The sequence below is a fragment of the Mannheimia kashgarensis genome (genome assembly GCF_041807705.1).
Taxonomy (GTDB): domain Bacteria; phylum Pseudomonadota; class Gammaproteobacteria; order Enterobacterales; family Pasteurellaceae; genus Mannheimia.
In genome coordinates this window covers 1-26,433 of the sequence record NZ_JBGTYY010000001.1, presented here as the reverse complement: position 1 = coordinate 26,433, position 26,433 = coordinate 1, and the positions used below count along the sequence as shown (strand labels likewise).

Sequence of the window (26,433 nt, the reverse complement as noted above, 5' to 3'; positions counted from 1 at the left end):
CATAATAGGTTAATATGTCAGTACTGTTTAATTTATTTTATATTTACGACCCTTGGTTTTTCCACTTTCTGCGAATGGCATTTGTGGTAGGTTTATTGGCTTGTGGTTATGTAGCTTTTCAAGTGATGAGAGGAAAATCTAACGGCATTATTATTCCGAAAGATAGTTTAATTGCCATTATTGCTTTAATTGGCTTTAGCATTATTCCACTATTAATTAACGGCACAAAAGAAATAGGCGTATTGGCAATGTATGTCAAAATGCTGATTTTATTTGTGTTTGGCACTGCTATTTATAATATTTTTTACCGAACTGAAAACGGTAAAGCTTTATTTGTTCGTGATCTCAAAATAGGTATTGCTATTCAATGGATCTGCGGTGTAGTTGCCTTATTAGGCGTGCCGTTTATGGTTGATTTTCTATTATCCAGCAATGCAATGATGCCACGTTTTTTGGGTTCTGAACAGGAATATAGGCTTTATAATATTACCTCGTCAGCGTTTTTCCAACTAAGTATTTTCTACTTAATGTTACTACATTTTTTATTAGCCTATAATAAAAAAACAGACTCAATCAATGAGTGGTTTTTATTTTTAATTTTATGTATTGGGCTGATTTCAGGTAGAACATTTTTATTAGTATCGGTAATTAGTATCGCCCTTTATTTTAAATGGAAATATCTATTTCCACTTATTGCTTTTACGGCATTAATTCTATTTTTAGCCATTGTTTTCCCTGAAAATCGTTATATAGGGCATGCTTTAGAGCCGATAATTAATATTGTCAATATAGTTTCATCAGAACAAAATGTGGCTGATATTTCTCAAATTAGTTCATCCAGTGAGAATTTAGTGAAAAACCATTTATTTATTCCAACCTTGGGTCAATTTATTTCCGGTGATGGTTTATATTATACAGAAACGGGTGGCTATTACGGCGGTTCAGACTCAGGCTATATTCGCCAAGTATTATATGGCGGTTTAAGTTATATGCTAGTTTGTTTTGCATTTACAGCCTATTTTGTGCGAAAAGTGGCGGTAAATTGGTTTGAGGGAAGCTGGATTTTTACCTTATCAACACTCGGCATTTTGGCTATTTTAAACATTAAAGCAGATACTTTCGCTTTCCCAGGATTGATGATGTTGTTTTTAATGTTCTTATCCTTATTTGGAACAAGCGGTCGAAATTTAATCTTATTTTGCAAAAATAAAGAGGCAAAAAATGTTTAGTATTATTGTGCCTTCTTATAATCGTAATGAAGAAATTAAAGCATTATTAGAAAGTCTAAAGCAGCAAACGGTTTATAATTTTGAAGTTGTGATTGTTGATGATTGCTCTAAAGAGCCTGTGGACGTGAATGATGATTATCCTTTTGAGGTAAAAGTTATTCGTAATAATCCCAATGTTGGGGCAGCTCAAAGCCGTAATGTTGGGGCGAATAATGCCAGCCGAGAGTGGTTGCTATTTTTAGACGATGATGATCGCTTTATGCCTGAAAAATGCGAGCGATTAGCACAAGAAATTGCAGAAAATCCAACCGCTAATTTTGTGTATCACCCTGCAAAATGTGAGATGGTAAATGAGGGTTTTACTTATGTAACCTCGCCATTTAAGTATAAAAGTGAATTGACGATAGAGAACATTCTTAAAGCGAATAAAATTGGCGGAATGCCGATGATTGGCTTGAAAAAAGCACTCTTTTGCAAAATTGGCGGATTACCTGACCGCTTGCGTTCCCTTGAAGATTATGATTTCTTACTGAAATTATTGGAAGAGCCAACTTTTGAGCCACTTTATGTGGACGAGGCTTTGACCTATTGCACCTTCCATACTAAACGTTCAAGTGTTTCAACAGATACCAGCAACACCGAAAAGGCAATTGAGTATATAAAACAAACCTATATTCAAACCCCTGAACAGGCGGAAAATTTTAAATTAAACTCACTTTATATTTTAAGTTATCCGCATATTATGAATTTATCCCGCAAGGCAGCAGGTTATTATTTTGAAATGTTCAAACAGACAAAAAATATCAAACAGCTGATTATTGCCCTTGTGATTTGTGTTTCGCCGAAGTTGGCGATTAATTTAAAAAGGTTTATTTAATGAAATTTTCCGTTTTAATGTCGTTATACATTAAAGAACAGCCTCAATATTTAAGAGAATGTTTTGAAAGCCTAAAAGCTCAAACTCGCCAAGCAGATGAAATTGTTGTCTGTTTTGATGGGGCTGTTACCCCTGAATTAGAAGCGATTGTGGAAGAATATAGTGCAATTTTGCCGATAAATGCGGTGAAATTTCCACAAAATCGGGGTTTAGGAAAAACCTTAAATGATGGCTTGACTCATTGTGCCAATGAGTGGGTTTTCCGAATGGATACCGATGATATTTGTTTGCCTGACCGTTTTGCAAAACAGGTGGCATTTATTGAGAAAAATCCAGAAGTGGTGATTTTTGGCGGGCAAATTGCGGAATTTGGGCAAGATATTAATGATATTGTGGCTTACCGCAATGTGCCAACCACAGCAGAAGAAATTATTAAATTTACTCGTACCCGTTGCCCGTTTAACCATATGACGGTAGCCTATCAAAAATCAAAAGTGTTGGAAGTAGGTGGATATCAAGACTTACAAGAAGATTACTATTTGTGGATCAAGCTCATCGCTCAATTCAAACAAGTCGCAAATTTACCTGATTTATTAGTCTATGCGAGAGTGGGAAACGGAATGGTAGGCAGACGCCGTGGAAAAGCCCAAGCAGAGGCAGAATGGCGTTTATATAAACTCAAAAATCATAGCCAAATCCACGACCCGATTTCCGGTTTTGGTATTTTCTTAATGCGGGCAATTCCACGATTATTGCCGCTATCTATGCTTAAAGCCATTTATGGACTATTGAGAAAATAAAGCAAAAAGAAACCACAGATTTTACCCTGTGGTTTTTTGTTATCTATTGATTCTTCAAAATCTCATTCATCAACTGAATATCAATATGGCAATAGCCCGTTGGGTTTTTCACTAAGTATTCTTGATGATATTCCTCAGCTGGGAAGTATTGTTCCAACATCTGATTTTCTACCGCGAGCGGTTTATCAAATTGAGATTGTAATTCGCTTAAGGCTTGGTTAATCACTGGTACATCTTGAGGATCGGTATGATAAATACCGGTGCGGTATTGAATGCCGATGTCGCCGCCTTGCTGGTTAATACTCACGGGGTCAATCACTTTAAAGAAGTAGTCTAATAGTTTTGCTAAGCTGATTTGGTTAGCATCATAAGTTACTTTCACGACTTCTGCGTGTCCACTGCCTGCACATACATCTTGGTATGTTGGGTTGTCTGTATTACCGTTGGCATACCCCGATTGAGCTTTGATTACACCTTTAATACGTTGCATAAAAGACTCTACGCCCCAGAAGCAGCCGCCCGCTAAATAGATTTCACGAATGTTTTGCATATTTTCTCTCCTATAATCCTTCAATTTTAAAGCATCAGTAAAAATTAACTAAAATTATACCTCTTGTAAAACACAATAATATATATTTTACCGATTTCAATTATAGATAATTGCATTTTTTACAAGATTTTTTACGCAAAAATAGGTATAGTATCACCACCTTTTTTAATCAATTTATAATTAGAGGTTCTATGGGTACTCTTAACAGCCTTTTAGGCATTATTGTTTTATTATTCATCGCATTTTTATTTTCGAGTAATAAACGCTCAATAAATGTGCGTACAGTATTAGGTGCGTTAGCGTTGCAAATTGCAATTGCGGCATTGGTGCTTTATGTACCGGCAGGTCGTGATGCATTAAATGCAATGGCAAGCGGTGTTTCTAAAGTTATTTCTTATGGTAATGAAGGTATTTCATTCCTATTTGGTGGCTTAGTCAGCGACAAAATGTTTGAAGTGTTTGGCGGTGGCGGTTTTGTCTTTGCTTTCCGTGTGCTTCCTGTGATTATTTTCTTCTCGGCATTAATTTCATTGCTTTATTACATCGGTGTAATGCAATGGGTAATCCGCATTTTAGGTGGATTATTACAAAAAGCGTTAGGTACATCTAAAGCTGAATCTATGTCTGCAGCGGCGAATATTTTCGTTGGTCAAACCGAAGCTCCACTTGTGGTAAAACCCTTTATCAGCAAAATGACTGAATCTGAACTCTTTGCGATTATGTCGGGTGGTTTAGCTTCTATTGCTGGCTCAGTAATGGCAGGTTATGCAGGAATGGGTGTGCCTTTAACCTACTTAATTGCAGCATCATTTATGGCAGCACCGGCAGGTTTATTATTTGCGAAAATTATGGTGCCACAAACAGAAACATTCCGTGATGAGTTAGAGGCAGTTGATTTAGAAAAACCAGCTAATATTCTTGATGCGGCTGCTTCAGGTGCGTCATCAGGTATGCAGCTAGCCTTAAACGTAGGGGCGATGTTGATTGCTTTCGTAGCGTTAATTGCCTTAGTGAATGGTATTTTAGGTGGTATTGGTGGCTGGTTCGGCTATGGCTCATTAAACTTAGGTCAAATTTTTGGCTGGATATTCAAACCACTTGCTTGGGTAATTGGCGTTCCTTGGGAAGAAGCTGAAATTGCAGGGCAGATGATTGGTCTAAAATTAGCGGTTAATGAATTTGTAGGCTACTTAGAGTTTGCAAAATATTTAGCACCTGAATCAGCCATTCAGTTAAGCGATAAAACCATCGCAATTATTACTTTTGCACTTTGTGGTTTCGCTAACTTCAGTTCTATTGCTATTTTAATCGGTGGTATTGGTGCAATGGCTCCAAATCGCCGTGGCGAGATTGCACGACTTGGTATTAAAGCCGTAATTGCAGGTTCACTAGCGAACTTAATGAGTGCGACTATTGCAGGCTTATTTATCGGCTTAGGCGGTGCAGTTTTATAATCTGAATAATGAATAAAACCACTAGAAATAGTGGTTTTATCTTTTTTTATTGAACGTAAACGGTTGCTTGGGATTTGTCTATTTACAAGCGGCCAGATTTTTATAAAAATTTACTGAATCATTCATTTAATTAAAAAGGAGAAGCTTATGAGTCTAAAAAATTCAGCTGAGATTGCACTTTCTTTGATGGATCTCACTACATTAAATGACAATGATACAGATGAAAAAGTCATCGCACTCTGTGAGCAAGCTAAAACCGATTTTGGAATACCAGCGGCAGTATGCGTTTACCCATGCTTTGTGCCAATTGCACGCAAAACGCTAAAAGCACAGGGGATTGAGCAAGTAAAAATAGCAACGGTAACTAATTTCCCACACGGCAATGATGATATTGAAATTGCTATTGCTGAAACCAAAGCGGCAGTGGCTTATGGGGCAGATGAAGTTGATATTGTTTTCCCGTATAAAGCATTAATGGCTGGGAACGAGCAAATTGGCTTTGAATTAGTGAAACAAGCTAAAGCAGTGTGCCAAGCAAGCAATGTTTTACTTAAAGTGATTATTGAAACGGGCGAGTTAAAGTCAGCAGAACTCATTCGTAAAGCAAGTGAGATTTCAATTCGAGCAGGGGCAGATTTCATCAAAACTTCAACGGGTAAAGTGCCTGTAAATGCGACCCTTGAATCAGCTCGCATTATGCTTGAAACTATTCGTGATTTAGGTGTGGCGGAAACAGTAGGTTTTAAAGCCGCAGGTGGGGTAAAAACCAGTGAAGAGGCTGCAGAATATCTATCGTTAGCTGAATCGATTTTAGGAAAAGAATGGGTAAATAGTACCCATTTCAGATTTGGTGCTTCGAGCTTATTAGCGAATTTGTTAGCGACGTTAAATGATGAACAGCAACAGACTGTTCAAGGTTATTAATTTTTATTTATTAAGAGGAAAAAAGTATGGCAACTCCACACATTAACGCACCTGAAGGTGCATTTGCAGACGTTGTATTAATGCCGGGCGATCCGCTTCGTGCAAAATATATTGCTGAAACCTTTTTAGACGATGTGAAAGAAGTAACTAACGTACGCAATATGTTAGGCTACACAGGAACTTATAAAGGTCGCCGCATTTCTGTGATGGGACACGGTATGGGTATTCCATCTTGCTCAATTTATGCTAAAGAGTTAATTACCGAATATGGTGTGAAAAAAATTATTCGTATTGGCTCTTGCGGTGCGGTGCGTAATGATGTTCACGTTCGTGATGTGATTATCGGTACAGGTGCTTGTACAGATTCTAAAGTAAATCGCATTCGTTTCCGTGATAACGATTTTGCGGCGATTGCAGACTTTGAGATGACATTAGCAGCATATCAAGCAGCACAACAAAAAGGCGTGAATGTACGAGTAGGGAATTTATTCTCAGCAGATTTATTCTACAGCCCAGATGTTGAAATGTTTGATGTAATGGAAAAATACGGCATTTTAGGTGTTGAGATGGAAGCGGCTGGTATTTATGGTGTAGCGGCAGAATTTGGTGCGAAAGCATTAGCGATCTGTACCGTTTCAGACCATATTCGTACAGGTGAACAAACAACGGCGGAAGAGCGTCAATTAACCTTCAATGATATGATTGAAATTGCATTAGAGTCAGTTTTAATTGGTGATAAGCAATAAGCGGTCATATTTCTACAATTTTTTGCAAAACCCTAACAGTGCTAACGTTAGGGTTTTTTATTAGTTTTAATGAATAAAAAATCATTTAATTTGAATTATTATGCAGAAATAAACTTGAGTTTAGAGAAAAATAAACTTAGACTACAAGCAGATAAATAAAGATTAAAGATAGAAGGATTTTCAATGAGCAAATACAAAATCTTTGTGGACGGTGCAGTTGGCACAACAGGGCTACGCATTCACGAACGTTTAAGCCAAGCAGAAGATATTGAGTTATTAATTTTGCCCGAAGAGCAGCGTAAAGAGTTAGACGCTCGTTTAGCCAAAGTGGCAGAGGCGGATTTAACTTTTCTTTGTTTGCCTGACGAAGCCTCAAAAGAATTAGTAGCGAACGCACCGCAAAATGCTCGAATTTGTGATACTTCAACCGCTCATCGAATCGATCCTGATTGGGTTTATGGTTTTGCTGAATTAACAGGACAGGCAGCAAAAATCAAAAATGCCAACCGTGTTGCCGTGCCGGGTTGCCACGCTACAGGCTATATTGCATTAGTTCGCCCATTAGTGGAAAAAGGTGTGTTGCCTGCAGATTATCCATTAAGTTGCCATTCACTTACAGGCTATTCGGGTGGTGGAAAAGCGATGATTGCGGATTATGAAAATCCAAATCGTGGAGATGCCTTGAATGCACCTCGTGCTTATGGATTAGCATTAAAACACAAACATTTGCCTGAAATGAAGGCTCTTACGCAAATGCAAAATCCGCCGATTTTTACCCCAGTTGTCGCAGATTTCTACAGCGGAATGCTAGTCACTGTGCCGTTACCAATGTCTGTATTACAAGTGGTGAAATCTGGCGAAGAAATTGCAAATCTGTTGGCAGATTATTATCAAGATAGCCAATTAATCAGCGTTCACCCTTTCCAAGATTTACCTGAAGATGGAATGCTCTCAGCCAATGCTTTTTCAGGCAAAGACAGCCTAGAGATTTTTGTATATGGCAATGAAACACAAGTTTTACTCGCTGCCCGTTTCGATAATTTAGGCAAAGGGGCATCTGGTGCTGCGGTGCAGTGTATGAATATAATGCTTGGAAGAGAGGAAATCTCTGGACTAAATATCTAAACGTAGGGACGCACTGAGTGCGTCCATTATATTGATGAGGACACACGCAGTGTGCCCCTACAAGAAGAGAAATAAAATGCAACTACAAGAAATCAACCAACTCGCAAATTTATTAGAAAAATCAACCGCTTGTCTAGCTAAATGGCAAGATAAAATCATCGTGTTGAAATATGGCGGTAATGCGATGATTAACGAAGAGCTGAAAAAGTCGGTAATGGCGGATATTTTATTGCTAAACCGTTTAGGCGTGAAAGTGGTGCTGGTTCACGGTGGTGGGCCTGAAATTTCGCAAGGGGTAAAATTATTAGGCAAAGAACCGCAGTTTATTAATGGATTGCGTGTAACAGACAGCGATACCATCAATGTCGTGCTGCAAATGTTAGCAGGTAAAGTAAACAAAAGCCTCGTTGCATTACTGAAAGGCAAAGGCATTGGCTTATGCGGTATTGATGGAGCAATGTTGCAATGCAAAAAACTAGAAGCCGATGTAGATTACGGCTTTGTAGGCGATATTGTTAAAGTTGATCCAACTGTGATTGACATTGCTCTAAACGCAGGGCTAATTCCTGTGATTTCAACGGTGGGGGTTGATGAAATGGGGCAGGCTTATAATATCAATGCCGATACCGCAGCGAGCGAAATTGCCATTGCACTAGGGGCGGCAAAATTGGTTTCAATGACGGATATTGCAGGCTTATTGCGAGATCGTTTTGACGAAAGTACCTTAATTCCAGAGGTGGAAGTTTCCGAAGTTCAAGGCTTAATTGATCAAGGCATTATTGCGGGCGGAATGATCCCGAAAATCGCTTGCTGTACTGATTTTATTAATGCAGGCGGCATTGAGGCAAATATTATTGATGGCAGAATAGACCAGGCCATTCTAGTTGAGCTTTTTGGCGGTAAAAATGGTACACGTTTTTATAAAGCCTAATTTGCAAAATAGTGAGAAAATTTAACCGCTTGTATGAAATTATTGCTTAAATATTTCGTCTGTGCTTTGTCTGTTATCGGCTTAGTTGGGCTAGTTTACTATTTCTCTTCTTATGAGTTTAGATTGAAATCAGAAGCATCAATTGGCGACGCTCAAGCTTAATATACTTTAGGTTCGGGAGATTTTGACGGGGAACCGAATGGCTTAGTATTCGACCCTCAAGAGAGCTTAGCGTGGCTTGATAAGGCGGCGAGTCAAGGTCATCAAAACGCACAATTGATGTTAGCTGAGGTGTATGCTGATTCAGATTATTATCCACAGTTTTACGATGAAACCTTAGCGTTAAAATGGCTCAAAGAATTAGAAAAAGGGGAATTGGAGAAAGCAACTGCATTTCACGCAAAAAAACTGCGATTTCATCTTTATGCCGATGGTGCAACCTTCAACAAGCGGTCAGATTTAGTCAAAAATTGGCAAATGGAAATAGAGCAAAAAGCATTTGATAGTGGAAGAAACGAGGCGGCAGACCTATTATTTCAAGTGTTTTATCAGCTTGAGGATTATGAAAGAGCTTACCAAGTTGCTCAAACGCAGTTAAATAACGAACTGAATAAAGGTTATTATTTAAATTATGTTGCAATGGCAACCATTGAGGGAAGGGGAACTGAGCAGAACTTAACCCAAGCCACTCAGCTATTTAAACAAGCGATAGAAAACCATCAAGATTATCGAATATATTACCTAGCAGAAGATTTTGTGGAAACTAATCAGCTAGATAAGGCTCTCTACTTATATGGCTTACTTTGCGAAGTGGAACATTCAGCGAATAGCGAACGTGAAAAAGCCTGCGAAAAGTTAAAATCATTACAGAAATAAGGAAAAATATGACAAGCAACAACATCAAACAATTAGATAAAGAGTATATTGCCCAAACGTACGGCAGATTTGATTTAGCCCTTTCACAGGGCAAAGGCTGCGATGTGTGGGATTTTGAAGGCAACCAATATTTAGATTTTACTAGCGGCATTGGGGTAAACAGCTTAGGTTGGGCTGATGATGACTGGCTTTCGGCTATCACAACTCAAGCAGGAAAATTACAACACACCTCAAATTTATTTTTTACTGAACCCTCAAGCCAATTAGCGAAAAAATTGGTGACTGCAAGCGGTCTAAAAAGATCATTTTTTTGCAATTCAGGGGCGGAAGCAAACGAGGGAGCAGTAAAAACAGCTCGCAAATATAGCCACGATAACTATGGCACTGGGCGTTCAACGGTTTTAACCTTAGTCAATTCATTTCACGGCAGAACGATTTCAACCTTGGCGGCAACGGGGCAAGATGTGTTTCATCAACACTTTTTCCCCTTTACTGATGGCTTTGAATATGTGCCTGCAAATGATATCGAAGCACTCAAAACACGTTTAAATGCCAATGATGTATGCGGTATTTTAGTTGAAGTAGTACAAGGCGAGGGCGGTGTTTGTGCTTTAAATAATGATTACTTGCAGGCGGTGCAGTCGCTTTGCCAACAAAAAGATTTAGTCTTTATTATCGATGAAGTACAAACAGGCATTGGGCGAACAGGCACAATGTTTTCTTACCAACAATTTGGTTTGCAGCCTGATATTGTAAGTCTTGCCAAAGGCTTAGGCGGAGGATTACCGATAGGGGCTTTTCTGTTAGGCGAGAAAGTGGAAAATATATTAGGCAAAAGCGATCACGGCTCAACCTTTGGCGGCAACCCCGTTGCCTGTGCTGGAGCAAATGTTATATTAGATAAAATCAATGCTGAATTCTTACAAGAAGTACAACGAAAAGGGCAATCTCTACAGCAAAAATTACAAGTTCTACCAAAAGTAAAATCGGTATCGGGCTTAGGCTTAATGCTTGGCGTGGAATTTGAAGAAAGCGTTTCAGCTTCTGATGTGGTGGCTAAATGTATTGACAAAGGCGTACTATTTTTAACCGCAAAAAGTAAATTAAGATTACTCCCACCGCTGATTATTTCTGATGAGCAGATTGATAAGGGGATTGCTGTCTTGAAAGAGGTGTTGGAAAGTTATTGATCCCAAATAAGGTTGCATTAATAATAGCCTTTAGTATATTGAGGATAATAGAAATACATATCATTAGCAAGTATTTGATTTTATTAGCTTTTTGATTTCAATCAAAGTTATTTGTACTCCTTTTAGGTTAAAGTTACTTTAGTTAATTTTCGTGGAGGGAAATTATATGAGTGATTTTAACCTAAATCGTCGTCATTTTCTTAAAACTGCCTCTGCAACAAGCCTAGCGGCAGCATCTGGTTTATCTCTTCCTTTTTCAGCTAAAGCTGAGTCTATTCTCGTTCAAAATACAAGCGATGAAAAAATTGTATGGAGTGCTTGTACCGTAAACTGCGGTAGCCGTTGTGCGTTACGTATGCACGTTAAAGATGAGCAAATTACTTATGTAGAAACGGATAATACAGGTACAGAAACCTATAATGTGGATCATCAAGTTCGAGCTTGTTTGAGGGGGCGTTCAATGCGTCGTCGTGTATATAATCCTGATCGTTTGAAATATCCGATGAAACGTGTGGGTAAACGTGGAGAAGGAAAGTTTGAGCGTATCACTTGGGATGAGGCCTTAACTACCATTGCGGATTCATTGAAGAAAAACATTGCAAAATATGGTAATGAAAGTATCTATTTGAACTATGGTACAGGGACTTTAGGTGGCACGATAACGCAATCTTGGCCACCAGGTTCAACATTAGTTGCTCGTTTAATGAACTGTATCGGTGGTTACTTAAATCATTATGGTGATTATAGCACAGCACAAATTGCGGTAGGACTAGATTATACCTACGGTGGAGGCTGGGCATTAGGTAATGGAATGGCTGATATAGAAAATACTAAACTTATTGTGCTATTCGGTAATAACCCAGCGGAAACCCGTATGAGTGGTGGTGGATTAACTTATTGTATTCAGCAAGCTAAAGAAAAATCTAATGCCAAATTAATTATTATTGACCCTCGTTATACCGATACCGGGGTTGGTAGAGAAGATGAATGGATTCCAATTAGACCTGGAACAGATGCCGCATTAGTTTCGGCGATTGCTTATGTGCTGATTACTGAAGATTTAGTGGATCAACCATTCCTTGATAAATATTGTGTAGGTTATGATGAAAAAACATTGCCAGCAAGTGCTCCAAAAAATGGTCACTATAAGGCTCATATCTTAGGACAAGGCAAAGATGGTATTGCAAAAACGCCTGAATGGGCTGCGAAAATTACAGGTATTCCTGCTGATCGTATCATTAAGTTGGCTCGTGAAATTGGTTCAACTAAACCTGCTTATATTTCTCAGGGCTGGGGGCCTCAAAGGCGCAGTAATGGGGAAATTCTTTCCCGTGCAATTGCAATGCTCCCGATTTTAACTGGTAATGTTGGAATTAGTGGGGGAAATACAGGTGCACGTGAAAGTTCTTATGGTCTTCCTTTTGTGAGAATGCCAACTTTAACTAATCCGGTCAAAGCTAGCATTCCAATGTTTCTCTGGACAGATGCTATTTTCCGAGCAACAGAAATGACGGATAAAACAGATGGTATTCGTGGTGTTGAGCGTTTAACTGCACCAATTAAAGTCATTTGGAATTATGCAAGTAATTGCTTAATTAACCAGCACGCTGACATTAATCGTACTCACGAAATTTTACAAGATGAGTCTAATTGTGAGCTGATTATTACCATTGATAATCATATGACTTCAACGGCGAAATATAGTGATATTTTATTGCCAGACTGTACAACATCTGAGCAGATGGATTTTTGTTTAGATGCGTTCACATCCAATATGAACTACGTCATTTTTGCGGATCAAGTGGTTAAACCACCATTTGAGTGTCGCAATATCTACGATATGTTAAGTGATTTATCTGAAAAATTAGGAGTAAAAGAGCAATTTACAGAAGGAAGAACACAAGAGCAATGGTTACGTCATATTTATGAACAATCAAGAGAGCAAATTCCTGAATTGCCGACTTTTGATGAATTTAGAAAACAGGGAATTTTCAAGAAAATCGATCCAAATGGCTTTTATATTGCTTATAAAGATTTCCGTGAAAATCCAGAGGCTAATCCATTAGCAACACCATCAGGCAAAATTGAAATTTATTCAGAACGCCTAGCTGAAATCGCTCAAACGTGGGAGTTGGATAAAGATGAAGTTATCCACCCATTACCTATTCACGTAGATAGCTTTGAGCATTATGGCGATCTGTTAATAGAAAAATACCCTCTACAGGTATGTGGTTTCCACTATAAGGCTCGTACGCACTCTACTTATGGTAATATTGATGTATTAAAGGCTTCTAATCCGCAAGAAGTTTGGATTAATCCGATTGATGCAGAGCCAAGAGGAATTAAAAATGGCGATATGCTCAAAATTTTTAATGACCGTGGAGAAGTACATATCAACGCTAAAGTTACGCCTCGCATTATTCCTGGCGTTGTTGCATTAAGTGAGGGGGGCTGGTATGCACCAGATAATAAAGGGATTGATCATGGCGGTTGTGTGAATGTACTCACTACACAACGCCCATCTCCTTTAGCCAAAGGTAATCCGCAGCATTCTAACTTAGTACAAGTTGCAAAATTATAGGGGTGAGTTATGGAACAATATGGTTTTTATTTCGATTCTGAACGTTGTACCGGCTGTAAAACGTGTGAGTTAGCTTGTAAGGATTATAAAGACTTAGGTACAGAGGTTAATTTTCGCCGAATTTATGAATATGCTGGCGGTAATTGGATACAAGATAGCAATGGTTGCTGGAATCAAGATGTCTTTACATACTATATGTCGATATCTTGTAACCATTGCGATGCCCCCGCTTGTAGTAAAGTCTGCCCAACAGGTGCAATGCACAAAAATGCGGATGGTTTTGTATTAGTTGATGATACTAAATGTATTGGTTGCCGTTATTGCAGTATGGCTTGTCCTTATGATGCACCACAATTTGATGTGAAAAAAGGATTAATGACGAAATGTGATGGTTGCTACTCCCGAGTAAAGGAAGGTAGCAAGCCAATTTGTGTAGATGCTTGCCCATTGCGTGCGTTGGATTTTGCCACTATTACCGAGCTTCGTAAAAAATATGGTGAGCAAGCCTCTATTGCTCCATTACCACCAGCAGATTTTACTAAACCGAATTTGGTTGTAAAACCGAATAAGAATGCTCGCCCAAGTGGCGATAAAAGTGGCTTCTTAGCAAATCCAAGGGAGGTGTAATATGAACGGACTACACGAATTACCTTTAATTATTTTCACCGTTCTTGCTCAAGTGGTAGTGGGTTGTTGGCTATTATTTAGTTTTGTTCTGTGTCGTGATAATTCAGAGCAAAGTCGCTCTTATTTGCATAAAATGCTGTTTATTCCCTTAGTTTTATTAGCGATTGGATTTATTGCATCAGTTATGCATTTAGGTTCGCCACTAAAAGCATTTAATAGCTTAAACCGTGTTGGACAATCAATGCTTAGCAATGAAATTGCAAGCGGAGCAGCCTTCTTTATTCTAGCAGGTTTGTATTGGATATTGGCAATTTTAGGTAAGATACCAAGAGGAATTGCAAAAATTTGGCTAATTTTGACCGCTTGTATTGGCTTACTTTTTATGTATATGATGAATAACCTCTATCATATCAATACTGTGCCAACGTGGAATACGGTATTTACCTCGTGGCAATTTTACTTAACGGTTGTTATTGGTGGTAATGCGTTAGGATATGCACTATTAAAAAGTAATCCTTATCGAGAATATCCTCTTTGCTACTGTTCTTGGATTTATTTTATTGCCGTATTTTTAGCAGCTATAGTGGTGATTTATCAAGGCTTTAGTTTAAGTCAAATCCACAGTTCAGCTATGCAAGCAACAGCTTTAGTGCCAGATTATGCGATTATGCACGCAGTTCGATTATGTCTATTAGGTTTAGCAGGTATTTTATTATTTAAGGGTAAAAATACAATGCTTTTAGGAATAGCTGTCATAATGATGCTATTTGCTGAAATGATTGGCAGAACCGTGTTTTATGGCTTACATATGACCGTTGGAATGGCTGTGGCAGGATAAAAATAAAGGGCGAATTATTCGCCCTTTGAGAATTTTTTATATTCGAGGTGGTATGGATAAAGTATTATTAGAATGGATTTCCTTAAGTGGAAGATTATTAGGAACACTATTTTATTATTCGCCAAATGAGCTACAGGCTCAGGCTGTATTATATCTATTTTCTGAGTCAGAGTGGGCACAACAATGGCCAATTCAGCATTCAGAAATACCTGCCTTGATTACTAATGGGCTGAAACAAGACATCTCTAGAGATTATCAAGCATTGTTTATTGGTCCAAATGAACTAGCTGCACCACCTTGGAGTTCTGTTTATTTAGATGAAGAATCTGTCATTTTTGGTGAATCGCTATTAAATTTAAGGGCATTTTTGCAAAAGCACCAGATTAGCTTTTCATTAGGAACGAATGAACCTGAAGATCATTTTGGATTGATGTTAATGCTATCTGCCTATTTAGCTGAAAATAAACCAGAACTGTTAGCTGAATATTTAGGTAGCTATTTATTAAATTGGGCTTATCGCTATTTAGATTTATTAAGTGAACAGCAAGATTATCCTTTTTATCAAGGGCTGGCATTACTTGCTAAAGATACACTACACTCTTGGCAAGAACAGGCGAACATAGAAGTTATCCAATCTCAACTCTATCGGTAATGAATATGCAAGCTAGAAATGAACAGTATTATGAGGCATATTTAAGCCATAAACAGATTTCAAGGCGTAGATTGTTCCGCACGTTATTTAACTCTGTAGATAAAGGGCAGAAAGAATATAATGCTCGTTTAGCTCATCGTCCGCCTTTTGCTGCGGAGGAACATCTATTTCTAGTTGCTTGTACTGGCTGTGGAGATTGCACTCAGGCTTGCCCACATAATTTAATTCAAATTCAGCAAAAAAAAGCGGTTTTAGAGCTAGATTATATGAGCTGCAGTTTATGCGGAAAATGTGCCGAAAGTTGCTCTACTAATGCTTTAAATATTGCCTTCAAACGAGATACTGGGCTTCGCCCAAGTGTCTCTAATGAGTGCTTAGTTAAGCAAAATCAGCTTTGTACTATGTGCCAAGATCAATGTTCTCAGCAAGCTATTTCTAGCAATTTGATGGTGAATAATGAACTATGTAATGGTTGTGGAGAATGTAAGATAAGTTGCTTTTTATCAGCTATTCAACTAGTTTAATCTTTCAAAAAGAAATCAGCACCTAAATGGTGCTGATTTTTTATACTCTACGAACGTTTCATTATCTCAAAAAACTCTTCGTTGGTTTTTGCCATCATTAGTTTATCAATTAACCATTCGATAGCGTCCACTTCGTCCATTGGATTAAGCACTTTGCGTAACATCCAAGTTTTTTGTAGCTCATCTGCTGCCATTAATAAGTCATCTTTACGAGTACCTGAGCGGTTGAAGTCAATCGCAGGGAAGATACGGCGTTCTGCAATACGGCGAGAGAGGTGTAGCTCCATATTACCCGTACCTTTGAACTCTTCAAAGATAACTTCGTCCATTTTTGAGCCGGTATCCACAAGTGCGGTTGCGATAATGGTTAAGCTACCGCCTTCTTCCACGTTACGAGCTGCACCGAAGAAGCGTTTTGGACGGTGTAATGCGTTAGCGTCCACACCACCCGATAAAATTTTACCTGAAACAGGGGTAACGGTGTTGTAAGCACGAGCAAGACGTGTGATAGAGTCTAATAAAATAACCACGTCTTTTTTATGTTCAACAGAACGTTTTGCTTTTTCAATTACCATTTCCGCAACTTGAACGTGGCGGGTTGCTGGCTCATCAAAGGTTGAGGCAATTACTTCACCACGCACGGTACGTTGCATTTCAGTAACCTCTTCAGGGCGCTCATCAATTAATAAAACAATTAATTCACATTCTGGATGGTTAGAGGTTATGCTTTGTGCAATATTTTGCAGAAGAACGGTTTTACCTGCTTTTGGTGGTGCAACGATCAACGCACGCTGACCTTTACCAATAGGTGCAGCTAAATCTAAAATTCGAGCGGTTAAATCTTCTTTTGAGCCATTACCACGCTCCATTTTTAAGCGGGAATTGGCGTGCAGAGGAGTTAAGTTTTCAAAGAGAATTTTGCTGCGAGAGGCTTCCGGTTTGTCATCATTAACTGAATCGACTTTCAGTAGGGCAAAATAGCGTTCACCTTCTTTTGGCGGGCGGATTTTACCTTCTACTTTATCACCGGTTTGTAAGTTAAAACGGCGGATTTGACTCGGTGAAACATAAATGTCATCAGGACCTGCTAAGTATGAGCTATCAGCTGAACGTAAGAAACCAAAGCCGTCGGGTAAAATTTCTAACACGCCTTGACCGAAAATGTCTTCGCCACTTTTAGCGTGTTGTTTAAGGATAGCAAAAACAATATCTTGTTTGCGTAAACGAGCTAGATTTTCTAAGCCCATCTGGTTTTCGCCCATTTCAACTAATTCTGAAACAGGGGTATTTTTAAGTTGAGTAAGATGCATAGTATGAATATTAAACTTGTGATTAAATAAGATTGGGTTATTTGATTAGATATGGATAAGCCATAAAAGATGTGGCGAAGAATACAGCAATAAGAGAAAAATTGCAAATTTTTTATAAAAGATAACCGCTTGTAGTAAGACAAATGCCGACATAAAGTCGGCATTTCGTTTGGGTTTGAATTACGCTTCGATACCTTCAAATAAAAGAGTACTTAAATAACGTTCTGAAGCTGATGGTAGAACAACCACAATTAACTTATCAGCAAATTCAGGTAATTTAGCAATACGGTCTGCTGCTGCTACCGCTGCACCTGATGAGATGCCACCTAAAATCCCTTCTTCTGCCATTAATCGACGAGCCGTTGCAATCGCTTCTTCGCTTGAAACTTGCTCAACACGCTCTACTAATGATAAATCTAAGTTTTTCGGAATAAAGCCTGCACCAATACCTTGAATTTTGTGTGGGCCCGGTTTTACTTCTTCGCCGTTTAAGGTTTGGGTAATGACTGGTGATTCTGCCGGCTCAACCGCCACAGAAATAATTTGTTTACCTTTATCTTGTTTGATAGCACGAGAAACACCTGTAATAGTACCGCCTGTACCAACACCTGCTACTAATACATCAATCTTACCTTCAGTTGCTTCCCAAATTTCAGGGCCTGTTGTTTGCTGGTGGATAGCTGGGTTTGCAGGGTTTTCAAACTGTTTTAAAGTTACATAATGGTTTGGATCAGAGGCTGCGATCTCTTCTGCTTTTGCAATCGCCCCTTTCATACCTTTTGCACCTTCGGTTAGCACTAAATTTACGCCTAAACCGCGTAATAAACGTTTACGCTCGGTACTCATTGTTTCAGGCATTGTTAAGGTTAATTTATAGCCACGAGCCGCTGCAACATACGCAAGGGCAATACCTGTGTTACCACTGGTTGCATCAACGATTTCTTTATCTTTAGTGAGAATACCGTCTTTCTCTGCTTGCCACACCATATTTGCACCAATACGGCATTTAACGCTGAAACTTGGGTTACGGCCTTCCACTTTCACCACGATATTTCCATTACCGAAGTTTTTTAAACGAACAAGTGGCGTGTTACCGATAGAATATGAATTGTCTGCATAAATTGTCATTGTGATATTCCTTACTTGGTTAGTTAAGATTTGAAATTATCATACTCATTTTTTTGCACTTTGCTAGTAGCTGGAATTTATTTGATATAACTAAAAGGAATATATGGAGTGTTTAAAGGCAAGAAAAAACGGTCTGTTTGCAAAAAATTCACAAAATCAGACCGCTTGTAATGGGTTATTTCAGCTCTCTTGCCCCTTGATTATCTACTTTACAAATGTGGATAAAACCCTCGTTGTTTTGTAGATATTCTTTCTCAAGATAATTCACTAAACGTTGGGTGTGTTCTAAATCAGGTGCAATGGCAAACATAGTTGGGCCTGAACCTGAAATGCCCACCGCTAATGCCCCTAAATCTTTACAGCCTTGGCGAACTGCTGGGAAGTTTGGCAGTAAATCTTCACGATAAGGCTCTGCGATTAAGTCTTTCATCATCGTGGCGGCTAATACGTCTTGATGTGTATGGCAAGCGTGTACGAAAGAGCCTAAGTAGCGAGCTTGTTGAATCATATCTTGGCGGGTGTAGCTTTTTGGTAGAATCGCACGAGCTTCCGCAGTGGAGACTTCCACACCCGGATAGGCAAGCACCCAATACCATTCATCAAAGAACGGCAACGGTTGGCAAATATTGCCGAGTGATTGTGTCATTAATTGCAAACCGCCTAAATAGCAAGGGGCTACGTTATCATAATGGATTGAGCCAGAAATTCTGCCTTCTAACTCGCCCATCATTTCCAACAATTCCATTTTTGAGAACGGCTCATCGTGGAATTTATTGAGTGCGACTAATGCAGCGACAATCGAACAAGCACTTGAGCCGAGCCCTGAACCAATCGGCATATTTTTTTCAAGCGTTAAGCGTAAATTTTTAATGTTGCCACCACGCAATTTAAAACGTTCGCTAAATAGTACATAGGCTTGATAAACGATATTTTTTTGTGGTTCTTTTGGCAATTTACGCACAAAATAACCGGCACTTTCTAGTTCAAACGGTTGAACGCAGTCTTCAATTTGAACGACATCGCCAAGTAAAGAGCCGTCAATCGGGGAGATGGCAGCTCCTAATGAGTCAAAACCCACACTAATATTTGCACTTGAAGCTGGAGCATAAATACGTAAAGCCATTAGTTTGCGCCTCCCGGTAAAGTACGCAGAATATCGGCGAAGATACCTGCGGCGGTTACGCTATTCCCTGCACCATATCCACGCAATAAAAGTGGAATTGGATTATAGTAGCGAGTTAAGAATGCAAGGGCATTTTCACCATCTTTCACTTTATAAAGTGGGTGGTTTTCATCAACGGCTTCAATTGCCACTCGGCATTTATCGCCTGTGATAGATCCAACATAGCGTAACACTTTACCTTCTGCTTTTGCTGCTTCAACACGTTTGTTAAATTCTTCGTCTAATGAAGGTAGGATTTCTAAGAACTCATCACGAGTCATACCTTCCGAGAAACCTTTTGGTAACACGCCTTCAATTTCAATATCATCAAATTCAAGCGGTAAACCTGTTTCACGGGCTAAAATCAATAACTTACGAGCAACGTCTGCACCTGATAAATCATCACGTGGATCTGGCTCGGTAAAGCCTTTCTCTTTGGCAAGCAATGTAGCTTGAGAAAGCGTTAAGCCTTCTTCTAATTTACCGAAAATAAACGAAAGTGAGCCAGATAGAATACCTTCAAATTTCTCGACTTCATCGCCAGCAGCTAATAAGTTTTGTAAGTTTTCGATAACAGGTAAACCTGCACCTACATTGGTTTCATACAGGAATTTGTGCTGGCTTTGGCGAGCATTTTCACGCATTTCTAAGTAGTAGTCATAGCCTGATGTATTCGCTTTTTTATTTGGTGTTACTACGTGGAAACCCTCTTTTAACGCACGAGCGTAAAGGTTCGCTACCGATTGAGCCGAAGTACAATCAACAAACACAGGGTTTACAACGTGGTGGAATTTGATAAATGAAAGCAATACATCAAAATCAGACGGTTGGATTGCTTTTTCTAAATCTTCTTTCCAGTTCTCTAAATCTAAGCCATTTTCGTTTAGTAACATTTTATCCGAATTGGCTAAGGCACAAATTCGGATCTCAATGTCCTTCTTTGCCAAAAATTCCTTTTGCTGTTTGACCTGCTCAATTAACTCGCTACCAACGCCGCCCACGCCCACTAAAAACATATCGACAACACGTTTGCTGTTAAAAAGTGATTTGTGGGTTGCTTTTACCGCTTCAATCGCTTTATTTAATGGCACAACCGCAGAAATTGAACGCTCTGATGAGCCTTGTGCAATTGCTACAATACTAATATTTGCTTGAGCCAGAGCAGAGAAGAAACATGCCGCAATACCTTTAGCGGTACGCATACCATCGCCTACTACAGAGACAATCGATAAATCTTTAATAATATCGATCGGATCGAGTAAATTATCTGCTAATTCTTGAGTAAATTCCGCATTCAGTGCAGCTAATGCCTTGTCTGCTGATTTAGCTGGTACACAGAAACTAATACTGTATTCTGATGAAGATTGGGTGATTAAAATAACCGAAATACCTGCTTTCGACATGGTTGAGAACACACGAGCAGCCATTCCCACCATACCTTGCATTCCTGCACCTGAAACGTTAAACATCGCCACGTTATCAAGGTTAGTAATGCCTTTGACTTTTAGGTTGTCGTTCGCTACATTGCCATCAATTAATGTGCCTTTGCCTTCAGGATTGCCTGTGTTTTTAATTAAGCACGGGATATTCAGCGGCACTAACGGCCCGATTGTGCGAGGGTGGATTACTTTTGCCCCAAAGTAAGAAAGCTCCATTGCCTCTTGGTAGCTCATTGATTCTAAACAAACAGCATCAGGTACTAAGCGAGGGTCGCAAGTGTAAACACCGTCCACGTCCGTCCAAATTTCACATACGTCCGCTTTTAAACAAGCCGCTAAGCAAGCTGCAGAGTAGTCTGAACCGTTACGTCCTAATAACACTAATTCGCCTTGCTCGTTACCCGCGGTAAAACCTGCCATTAGCACTACGTTTTGCTTTGGAATTGAAGGTGCATCAACACGTTTAGTTGATTCTGCAATATCGACAGAAGATTCTAAATAGCTACCATGTGCTAATAATTTTTCAACAGGGTCAATGCGAGTAACGGTGTAGCCTTTTGCTTCAAACCACGCTTGCATCATTGCAATAGAAAGTTTTTCGCCTCTGCAATGAATGGTTGCAGCGATTTTGTCTGATAACGATTTAGTTTGAGCGGCTTCTGCTGCCACTTGCTGAATTTGGGTTAATTCAGCCTCAACTAAAGCTAATAATTCATCTTTAGCGAAATTATTGTTTGCTTCGTATAAGCCATTAATGATGTTGTGGAAAATTTCAGTGGCTTCAGCAAGATTATATTCAAAAGATTCGCCAGCAATCGCTTTATCAACAATGGCGACAAGGTGGTTGGTAATTTTAGCTGGAGCAGATAACACACCTGCTGCTTGGTCAGCCAAATGGGCTTTCCCGATGATATCTGCCGCTTGCATAAAGCGTTCCGGGTTGGCAAGCGATGTGCCACCAAATTTAAGAACTCGCATAGTTACTCCTGATAATGTATTTGTAAATTTTTCTATAAAAAAACCCGCTTGTAGCGGGTTTTCAGTTTATTCTTTCTTTTTGTAGCCAATAAAAACCCGCATTATGTTGGCGACATAATGGTGGTAATAATCGTAGTCATTGCAGAAAAGTGATTCATCGGCTATATCTCGTTAAGAGAGGAAATAATGACTGAAGAATGCGTGAAAATAATTCCTTTGTCAATGGGATTAACAGTATTTTCTGTTACTTTTCTAAAAATTTTTCATTGGTTTTAACAATTACTACATAATATTGTTCTAGATCAAAAAAATATGCTTTTCTGTGTAATTCTTGATAAAATGAAAGCGGAGTTTAACTCTGATTAACCTATTTATTATTTGAAAAAGGAATTAACTATGTCATACACATTACCTGAATTGGGCTATGCTTATGATGCATTAGAGCCACAGTTTGATGCAAAAACAATGGAAATTCACCATTCTAAACATCACCAAACCTATATCAATAATGCAAATGCTGCATTGGAAGCTCACCCAGAGTTATTAGAAAAATGTCCTGCTGAGTTAATTAAAGATTTAAGCCAAGTGCCTGAAGATAAACGCACAGCAGTACGCAACAACGTGGGCGGACACGTAAACCACACTTTATTCTGGAAAGGTTTAAAAACAGGCACAACATTACAAGGTGCATTAAAAGAAGCGATTGAACGTGATTTCGGTTCGGTTGAAGCATTCCAAGCAGAATTTGAAAAAGCAGCAACAACGCGTTTCGGTTCAGGCTGGGCGTGGTTAGTGGTGGCAGACGGCAAATTAGCTGTTGTTTCAACTGCAAACCAAGACAACCCATTAATGGGCAAAGAAGTAGCTGGCGTTTCAGGCTACCCGATTTTAGGGTTAGACGTGTGGGAACACGCTTACTACTTAAACTACCAAAACCGCCGTCCGGATTTCATTAAAGCGTTCTGGAACGTAGTAAACTGGGAGGAAGCTACTCGCCGTTTTGAAGAAAAAGTAGCAACTTGCGGCTGTGCAAAATAGTGAGTAATTTAAAACCATAAAATACAAGCGGTTATATTTTGTAAAAAATTTGCAAATTATGGCCGCTTGTTGTTTTGGTTATTTATACTCAAAAATCACTCTTGGCGTGAGTTTAGTAATCAGCTCATAGCTAATCACACCAATGTGTTTCGCCACATCTTCAATCAGTAATTTCTCTCCCCAAAAAATGGCTTTATCGCCCACTTTATCTTGGCTTTCTGCACCTAAATCGACTGTTAGCATATCCATCGAAACCCGACCAACAATCGGCACTATTCTGCCGTTAATCAACACAGGGGTACTTTCAGGAGCATTGCGAGGGTAGCCATCGCCGTAGCCCATTGCAATCACGCCGAGTTTGGTATCTTTAGGACTAATCCAAGCTCCACCATAGCCTACAGGCTCACCGGCTTTATGGGTACGCACAGCAATCAGGGAAGAGGAGAGCGTCATTACCGGCTTAAAACCTAAATCGGTAATCGGCGTATAATGGGGAGAAATGCCGTGCATAATAATACCCGGGCGAACCCAATCATAATGAGCCTGTTTCCAATAAAGAATACCGCTTGAGGCTGAAATACTGCGGTCGTGTGCTTGATATTTTTCGGTGGCTTGCTCAAACACGGCAATTTGCTTTTCGGTATAGCCGCAATCTAGCTCATCAGCTCGGCTAAAGTGACTCACAAAGCTAATAGAGTTTACCAAAGAGCATTTTTTTAAACGCTCAACAAACATATCAACTTGCTCTGGGTGAATACCTAAACGGTGCATACCTGTGTCAATTTTGAGCCAAATATTAATAGGGAAGTAGATTTTTGTCTTACGCGTCCAAAAGCCTTTTTGCTGTTCAGCATTCCATTCTTGTGCGGCTTCTTCTAATAATTCCAGTTGCTCGATGTTATGAATAACGGTATCGAATTTGCGAGAGAGCGTTTTAAGCAGTTCTTCTCGGTCAAAAAAGCCTTCAACTAACACAATCTTTCCTGTATAGCCTGTCTCTTGAATTTCTAAGGCTTCACGCAAACGAGCTACGCCAAAGCCATCAACCATATCAGCCAAAGTGCCAGCTGCAGGCAACAAACCTTGCCCATAGGCATTCGCTTTGATCATTGCCAATAATTTTTGATTGGGTGCGAATGATTTAATCAGCTGAATATTATGGCGGAGGGCTTGGCTATTGATAGTGGCGGTTGCTGGTTTCATACTTCATCTCAGATTAAAATAAAAATTGTGTGAAATTATACGCTGAAAATGAAAAATCCCTTAGAAAATAATGCAAAAAAGATTAGTATGAGTGAACTAATGCGAGAAATTTTATATGCTAAATTTATTATTTGAACTGAAAAAAGATAAAGTAATCTCTGACTTAAACTACCAATTTGCGGTTCTTATTGAGAGCAAGCAAAGCCAATATGATTACTCTCAGCTACAAAAAGATCTGGCGGTGTTGCTTGCTGCGTTGATGTCCTACCAAGTTGGGTTGGGGCATACTGCGTTACGCTTAAGTTCGTTAGAGCTTTCCAATCTGTTTGAGCTGAGAGCAAAAGCACAATGCCACCATTTACTTGAAGCTATTTTGCAAAAAATTGGCAAAATCTCACCGCTTGAATGGCAAGAAGCGTTGAAAGATCACATTGCTTTTAGCCAATCGTCTGAAAAAATTGCCCCAATGCTGTTCCAAAACGGCTTGCTTTATTTTTATCGCTACTGGCAAGCAGAGCATAATATTGCGGCTTATTTACAACAAGCGGTAAACTTTTCAGAAAAATTTACCAATACAGAGCTAAATAAAAGCATTCTTGCTCAGCTATTTAGTAAAACTTCAAACTCCCAGCAAGAAATTGATTGGCAAAAAATCGCCGTTGCTACCGCACTGGAAAAACAATTTAGCCTTATTTCTGGCGGGCCGGGAACAGGTAAAACGACTACCGTTGTGAAGTTATTACTCGGGCTTCAACTTAAACAGAAAGAACAACATCAACCTTTTTTACAAATTGCCTTAGCTGCACCAACAGGGAAAGCCGCAGCGAGAATGAAAGAGTCGATTGAGAGTAAGTTATCTGATGAAAAAAATTTATCTTCTGAACTAATCAAAGCAATCCCAACAGAAGCGATGACAATCCACCGTTTACTTGGGGCAAGACCTTTAACCGATGAAACAAAATATAATGCGAAAAATCCGCTGCATTATGATTTAGTGGTGCTAGATGAAGCTTCAATGATTGATCTCTCAATGATGGAAAAAATTGTACAAGCATTGAAGCCAACCGCTCGCTTAATTATATTGGGGGATAAAGATCAGCTTGCATCTGTTGAGGCTGGTTCTATTATGGGCGAGCTAGGCTCATTTTTAGAGTACGGTTATAGCCAAGCTCATTGCGATTATTTAAAAGAAGTGACAGGCTATCAAATAGAGGCAGGCAATGCACTAGCAATTTGTGATTCGCTGGCTCACTTGAAACATAGTTACCGTTTCGGCGAAAAAGCGTGGATCGGCGAGTTAGCGAATGCGGTTAATGATCAAAAAATCAACCGCTCTTGGGAAATATTTGCTAAATATCAAGAGAGTAGAAAATTAGAGAATAAACTATATCCTGAAACGAAGGATATGGCGGACAAATCAAATTGGATAGAAAAAAGTGTGCAAATGGTAGTAGATAAAGCCGTAGAGCTTTACCAAGATTACTTACAAGCGGTACAGAAAAGAGAAGAAAATCCGCAAGTTGTGAGTGTAAAAGAGATTTTTGCACAATTCCAAAAGTTGCGTTTTCTTTCGGCATTGCGTGTGAGTGAATTGGGTGTTGAAAAATTAAATGTGGCGATTGCAGAGGGTTTACGTAAAGCTGGCTTAGTGAAATTTAACCATAGTCGAGATCGCTACATTGGTAAGCCTATTCTTATAGCTGAAAATATGCCAACGAACAAAGTCGCAAGCGGCGATATTGGGATTATTTTGCCGGATGAAAATGGCGAAATGAGGGTTTATTTCGATTCTCAACAAGCAGGTGGGCAATATCATAGTTTGCCACTAAGCCGAATTTCAAATTACGAAGCAGCTTATATTATGACGGTGCATAAATCGCAAGGATCGGAATTTGAGCATACGGTTTTAGTTCTGCCACTTGCGATTTCGCCTGTTTTAACGAAAGAGCTAATTTACACAGCAATTACCCGAGCGAAAGATAAATTCACCCTATTTGGTAGCGAGAAAGTATGGAAATATGGGGTAGGAGCGAAAACAGAAAGACAAAGTGGATTGAAAGAGCAATTAATTAGCGATAGTTGATAAAGGAATAAACAAATTGAATTAAATTTCAACAAGCGGTTAATTTTTTAAAATTTTTTACAAAAAACACTTGCGTTCATTTCAGATTTCTCTATAATGCACCCCACACAACGACGCGCTGTTGTGAACGGTTAGGTTTTAAGTTCAGTGCGTCGTTCTTTTTTGTTC

At 39.2% G+C, this 26,433-nt stretch carries 24 protein-coding genes; 18 read left to right on the top strand and 6 right to left on the bottom strand.

Translation table 11 applies throughout. The features are described from left to right. Nucleotides 1-14: 14 nt before the first annotated feature. From ACERCF_RS00120 to ACERCF_RS00110, 3 genes are read left to right on the top strand one after another with little or no spacing between them, the layout of a single operon-like run. Nucleotides 15-1,229 (top strand): hypothetical protein, encoded by a 1,215-nt coding sequence (locus tag ACERCF_RS00120; protein ID WP_373624194.1) that lies wholly within the window; start codon nucleotides 15-17, stop codon nucleotides 1,227-1,229. Continuing rightward, nucleotides 1,222-2,106: a glycosyltransferase family 2 protein gene (locus ACERCF_RS00115; RefSeq protein ID WP_373624193.1), complete on the top strand. Its 885-nt coding sequence runs from the start codon at nucleotides 1,222-1,224 to the stop codon at nucleotides 2,104-2,106. The genes ACERCF_RS00120 and ACERCF_RS00115 overlap by 8 nt, the downstream gene beginning before the upstream one ends. Next, nucleotides 2,106-2,906: a glycosyltransferase family 2 protein gene (locus ACERCF_RS00110; RefSeq protein WP_373624192.1), complete on the top strand. Its 801-nt coding sequence runs from the start codon at nucleotides 2,106-2,108 to the stop codon at nucleotides 2,904-2,906. The genes ACERCF_RS00115 and ACERCF_RS00110 overlap by 1 nt, the downstream gene beginning before the upstream one ends. A 43-nt stretch (nucleotides 2,907-2,949) precedes the next feature. On the opposite strand, the gene msrA is transcribed toward ACERCF_RS00110, so the two are convergent. Then, on the bottom strand, nucleotides 2,950-3,456 hold the full coding sequence (gene msrA / locus ACERCF_RS00105) for a peptide-methionine (S)-S-oxide reductase MsrA (RefSeq protein WP_373610473.1): 507 nt from the start codon (nucleotides 3,454-3,456) through the stop codon (nucleotides 2,950-2,952). A 191-nt stretch (nucleotides 3,457-3,647) separates the two neighbouring features. On the opposite strand from msrA, the gene ACERCF_RS00100 reads away from it, so the two are divergent. The 13 genes from ACERCF_RS00100 to napF all read left to right on the top strand — a co-directional run bounded on the left by ACERCF_RS00100 (nucleotide 3,648) and on the right by napF (nucleotide 15,924). Then, on the top strand, nucleotides 3,648-4,910 hold the full coding sequence (locus ACERCF_RS00100) for a NupC/NupG family nucleoside CNT transporter (protein WP_373610474.1): 1,263 nt from the start codon (nucleotides 3,648-3,650) through the stop codon (nucleotides 4,908-4,910). Between the two features lie 147 nt (nucleotides 4,911-5,057). Next, on the top strand, nucleotides 5,058-5,834 hold the full coding sequence (deoC, locus tag ACERCF_RS00095; protein WP_373610475.1) for a deoxyribose-phosphate aldolase: 777 nt from the start codon (nucleotides 5,058-5,060) through the stop codon (nucleotides 5,832-5,834). A 26-nt stretch (nucleotides 5,835-5,860) separates the two neighbouring features. Next, nucleotides 5,861-6,580, top strand: coding sequence for a purine-nucleoside phosphorylase (deoD, locus tag ACERCF_RS00090; protein WP_373624191.1), 720 nt, complete (start codon nucleotides 5,861-5,863; stop codon nucleotides 6,578-6,580). A gap of 183 nt (nucleotides 6,581-6,763) precedes the next feature. Next, nucleotides 6,764-7,705, top strand: a complete 942-nt coding sequence (gene argC, locus ACERCF_RS00085) for an N-acetyl-gamma-glutamyl-phosphate reductase (protein WP_373610477.1) — start codon at nucleotides 6,764-6,766, stop codon at nucleotides 7,703-7,705. A 76-nt stretch (nucleotides 7,706-7,781) separates the two neighbouring features. Further along, complete coding sequence (gene argB, locus ACERCF_RS00080) at nucleotides 7,782-8,636, top strand: acetylglutamate kinase (RefSeq protein WP_373624190.1); 855 nt, start codon at nucleotides 7,782-7,784, stop codon at nucleotides 8,634-8,636. A gap of 33 nt (nucleotides 8,637-8,669) precedes the next feature. Further along, nucleotides 8,670-8,798 carry a hypothetical protein gene (locus ACERCF_RS00075; protein ID WP_373624189.1) on the top strand — a complete coding sequence of 43 codons (129 nt, stop codon included), beginning with the start codon at nucleotides 8,670-8,672 and terminating at the stop codon, nucleotides 8,796-8,798. A 117-nt stretch (nucleotides 8,799-8,915) separates the two neighbouring features. Next, a complete protein-coding gene (locus tag ACERCF_RS00070; RefSeq protein ID WP_373624188.1) occupies nucleotides 8,916-9,512 on the top strand; it encodes a hypothetical protein in 597 nt (198 codons plus the stop codon). Nucleotides 9,513-9,520: 8 nt separating this feature from the next. Beyond that, nucleotides 9,521-10,702: an aspartate aminotransferase family protein gene (locus ACERCF_RS00065; protein ID WP_373624187.1), complete on the top strand. Its 1,182-nt coding sequence runs from the start codon at nucleotides 9,521-9,523 to the stop codon at nucleotides 10,700-10,702. 166 nt (nucleotides 10,703-10,868) lie between these two features. Continuing rightward, the gene (locus ACERCF_RS00060) at nucleotides 10,869-13,283 is read left to right on the top strand and encodes a DmsA/YnfE/YnfF family dimethyl sulfoxide reductase (RefSeq protein WP_373624186.1); all 2,415 of its coding nucleotides are present in this window, start codon (nucleotides 10,869-10,871) and stop codon (nucleotides 13,281-13,283) included. Nucleotides 13,284-13,292: 9 nt separating this feature from the next. Then, nucleotides 13,293-13,910, top strand: a complete 618-nt coding sequence (locus ACERCF_RS00055) for a DMSO/selenate family reductase complex B subunit (RefSeq protein ID WP_373624185.1) — start codon at nucleotides 13,293-13,295, stop codon at nucleotides 13,908-13,910. Between the two features lies 1 nt (nucleotide 13,911). Then, nucleotides 13,912-14,748: a DmsC/YnfH family molybdoenzyme membrane anchor subunit gene (locus ACERCF_RS00050; RefSeq protein WP_373610483.1), complete on the top strand. Its 837-nt coding sequence runs from the start codon at nucleotides 13,912-13,914 to the stop codon at nucleotides 14,746-14,748. A 52-nt stretch (nucleotides 14,749-14,800) separates the two neighbouring features. Next, nucleotides 14,801-15,400, top strand: coding sequence for a Tat proofreading chaperone DmsD (gene dmsD, locus ACERCF_RS00045; RefSeq protein ID WP_373624184.1), 600 nt, complete (start codon nucleotides 14,801-14,803; stop codon nucleotides 15,398-15,400). Between the two features lie 5 nt (nucleotides 15,401-15,405). Continuing rightward, on the top strand, nucleotides 15,406-15,924 hold the full coding sequence (gene napF / locus ACERCF_RS00040; RefSeq protein ID WP_373624183.1) for a ferredoxin-type protein NapF: 519 nt from the start codon (nucleotides 15,406-15,408) through the stop codon (nucleotides 15,922-15,924). A gap of 47 nt (nucleotides 15,925-15,971) precedes the next feature. On the opposite strand, the gene rho is transcribed toward napF, so the two are convergent. The 4 genes from rho to thrA form a co-directional block, all read right to left on the bottom strand. Beyond that, nucleotides 15,972-17,234, bottom strand: coding sequence for a transcription termination factor Rho (gene rho, locus ACERCF_RS00035; RefSeq protein ID WP_373610486.1), 1,263 nt, complete (start codon nucleotides 17,232-17,234; stop codon nucleotides 15,972-15,974). A gap of 180 nt (nucleotides 17,235-17,414) precedes the next feature. After that, nucleotides 17,415-18,362 carry a cysteine synthase A gene (gene cysK, locus ACERCF_RS00030; protein WP_373624182.1) on the bottom strand — a complete coding sequence of 316 codons (948 nt, stop codon included), beginning with the start codon at nucleotides 18,360-18,362 and terminating at the stop codon, nucleotides 17,415-17,417. A gap of 175 nt (nucleotides 18,363-18,537) precedes the next feature. Then, nucleotides 18,538-19,485: a homoserine kinase gene (thrB, locus tag ACERCF_RS00025; protein ID WP_373624181.1), complete on the bottom strand. Its 948-nt coding sequence runs from the start codon at nucleotides 19,483-19,485 to the stop codon at nucleotides 18,538-18,540. Beyond that, on the bottom strand, nucleotides 19,485-21,941 hold the full coding sequence (gene thrA / locus ACERCF_RS00020; RefSeq protein WP_373624180.1) for a bifunctional aspartate kinase/homoserine dehydrogenase I: 2,457 nt from the start codon (nucleotides 21,939-21,941) through the stop codon (nucleotides 19,485-19,487). The genes thrB and thrA overlap by 1 nt, the downstream gene beginning before the upstream one ends. 396 nt (nucleotides 21,942-22,337) lie before the next feature. On the opposite strand from thrA, the gene sodA reads away from it, so the two are divergent. Further along, nucleotides 22,338-22,979: a superoxide dismutase [Mn] gene (gene sodA, locus ACERCF_RS00015; RefSeq protein ID WP_373624179.1), complete on the top strand. Its 642-nt coding sequence runs from the start codon at nucleotides 22,338-22,340 to the stop codon at nucleotides 22,977-22,979. Nucleotides 22,980-23,057: 78 nt separating this feature from the next. Here the strand turns inward: sodA and alr are convergent, their stop codons facing one another. Continuing rightward, nucleotides 23,058-24,182 (bottom strand): alanine racemase, encoded by a 1,125-nt coding sequence (gene alr, locus ACERCF_RS00010; RefSeq protein WP_373624178.1) that lies wholly within the window; start codon nucleotides 24,180-24,182, stop codon nucleotides 23,058-23,060. 115 nt (nucleotides 24,183-24,297) lie between these two features. Here alr and recD point away from each other — a divergent pair, with 115 nt between their 5' ends. Next, the gene (gene recD, locus ACERCF_RS00005; protein WP_373624177.1) at nucleotides 24,298-26,265 is read left to right on the top strand and encodes an exodeoxyribonuclease V subunit alpha; all 1,968 of its coding nucleotides are present in this window, start codon (nucleotides 24,298-24,300) and stop codon (nucleotides 26,263-26,265) included. Nucleotides 26,266-26,433: the final 168 nt, after the last annotated feature.

Bases quoted from the DNA above. Each gene is read 5' to 3' on its own strand.
- ACERCF_RS00120 (WP_373624194.1), top strand. From the start codon at position 15: ATGTCAGTACTGTTTAATTTATTTTATATTTACGACCCTTGGTTTTTC.
- ACERCF_RS00115 (WP_373624193.1), top strand. From the start codon at position 1,222: ATGTTTAGTATTATTGTGCCTTCTTATAATCGTAATGAAGAAATTAAA.
- ACERCF_RS00110 (WP_373624192.1), top strand. From the start codon at position 2,106: ATGAAATTTTCCGTTTTAATGTCGTTATACATTAAAGAACAGCCTCAA.
- msrA (WP_373610473.1), bottom strand. From the start codon at position 3,456: ATGCAAAACATTCGTGAAATCTATTTAGCGGGCGGCTGCTTCTGGGGC.
- ACERCF_RS00100 (WP_373610474.1), top strand. From the start codon at position 3,648: ATGGGTACTCTTAACAGCCTTTTAGGCATTATTGTTTTATTATTCATC.
- deoC (WP_373610475.1), top strand. From the start codon at position 5,058: ATGAGTCTAAAAAATTCAGCTGAGATTGCACTTTCTTTGATGGATCTC.
- deoD (WP_373624191.1), top strand. From the start codon at position 5,861: ATGGCAACTCCACACATTAACGCACCTGAAGGTGCATTTGCAGACGTT.
- argC (WP_373610477.1), top strand. From the start codon at position 6,764: ATGAGCAAATACAAAATCTTTGTGGACGGTGCAGTTGGCACAACAGGG.
- argB (WP_373624190.1), top strand. From the start codon at position 7,782: ATGCAACTACAAGAAATCAACCAACTCGCAAATTTATTAGAAAAATCA.
- ACERCF_RS00075 (WP_373624189.1), top strand. From the start codon at position 8,670: ATGAAATTATTGCTTAAATATTTCGTCTGTGCTTTGTCTGTTATCGGC.
- ACERCF_RS00070 (WP_373624188.1), top strand. From the start codon at position 8,916: ATGTTAGCTGAGGTGTATGCTGATTCAGATTATTATCCACAGTTTTAC.
- ACERCF_RS00065 (WP_373624187.1), top strand. From the start codon at position 9,521: ATGACAAGCAACAACATCAAACAATTAGATAAAGAGTATATTGCCCAA.
- ACERCF_RS00060 (WP_373624186.1), top strand. From the start codon at position 10,869: ATGAGTGATTTTAACCTAAATCGTCGTCATTTTCTTAAAACTGCCTCT.
- ACERCF_RS00055 (WP_373624185.1), top strand. From the start codon at position 13,293: ATGGAACAATATGGTTTTTATTTCGATTCTGAACGTTGTACCGGCTGT.
- ACERCF_RS00050 (WP_373610483.1), top strand. From the start codon at position 13,912: ATGAACGGACTACACGAATTACCTTTAATTATTTTCACCGTTCTTGCT.
- dmsD (WP_373624184.1), top strand. From the start codon at position 14,801: ATGGATAAAGTATTATTAGAATGGATTTCCTTAAGTGGAAGATTATTA.
- napF (WP_373624183.1), top strand. From the start codon at position 15,406: ATGCAAGCTAGAAATGAACAGTATTATGAGGCATATTTAAGCCATAAA.
- rho (WP_373610486.1), bottom strand. From the start codon at position 17,234: ATGCATCTTACTCAACTTAAAAATACCCCTGTTTCAGAATTAGTTGAA.
- cysK (WP_373624182.1), bottom strand. From the start codon at position 18,362: ATGACAATTTATGCAGACAATTCATATTCTATCGGTAACACGCCACTT.
- thrB (WP_373624181.1), bottom strand. From the start codon at position 19,485: ATGGCTTTACGTATTTATGCTCCAGCTTCAAGTGCAAATATTAGTGTG.
- thrA (WP_373624180.1), bottom strand. From the start codon at position 21,941: ATGCGAGTTCTTAAATTTGGTGGCACATCGCTTGCCAACCCGGAACGC.
- sodA (WP_373624179.1), top strand. From the start codon at position 22,338: ATGTCATACACATTACCTGAATTGGGCTATGCTTATGATGCATTAGAG.
- alr (WP_373624178.1), bottom strand. From the start codon at position 24,182: ATGAAACCAGCAACCGCCACTATCAATAGCCAAGCCCTCCGCCATAAT.
- recD (WP_373624177.1), top strand. From the start codon at position 24,298: ATGCTAAATTTATTATTTGAACTGAAAAAAGATAAAGTAATCTCTGAC.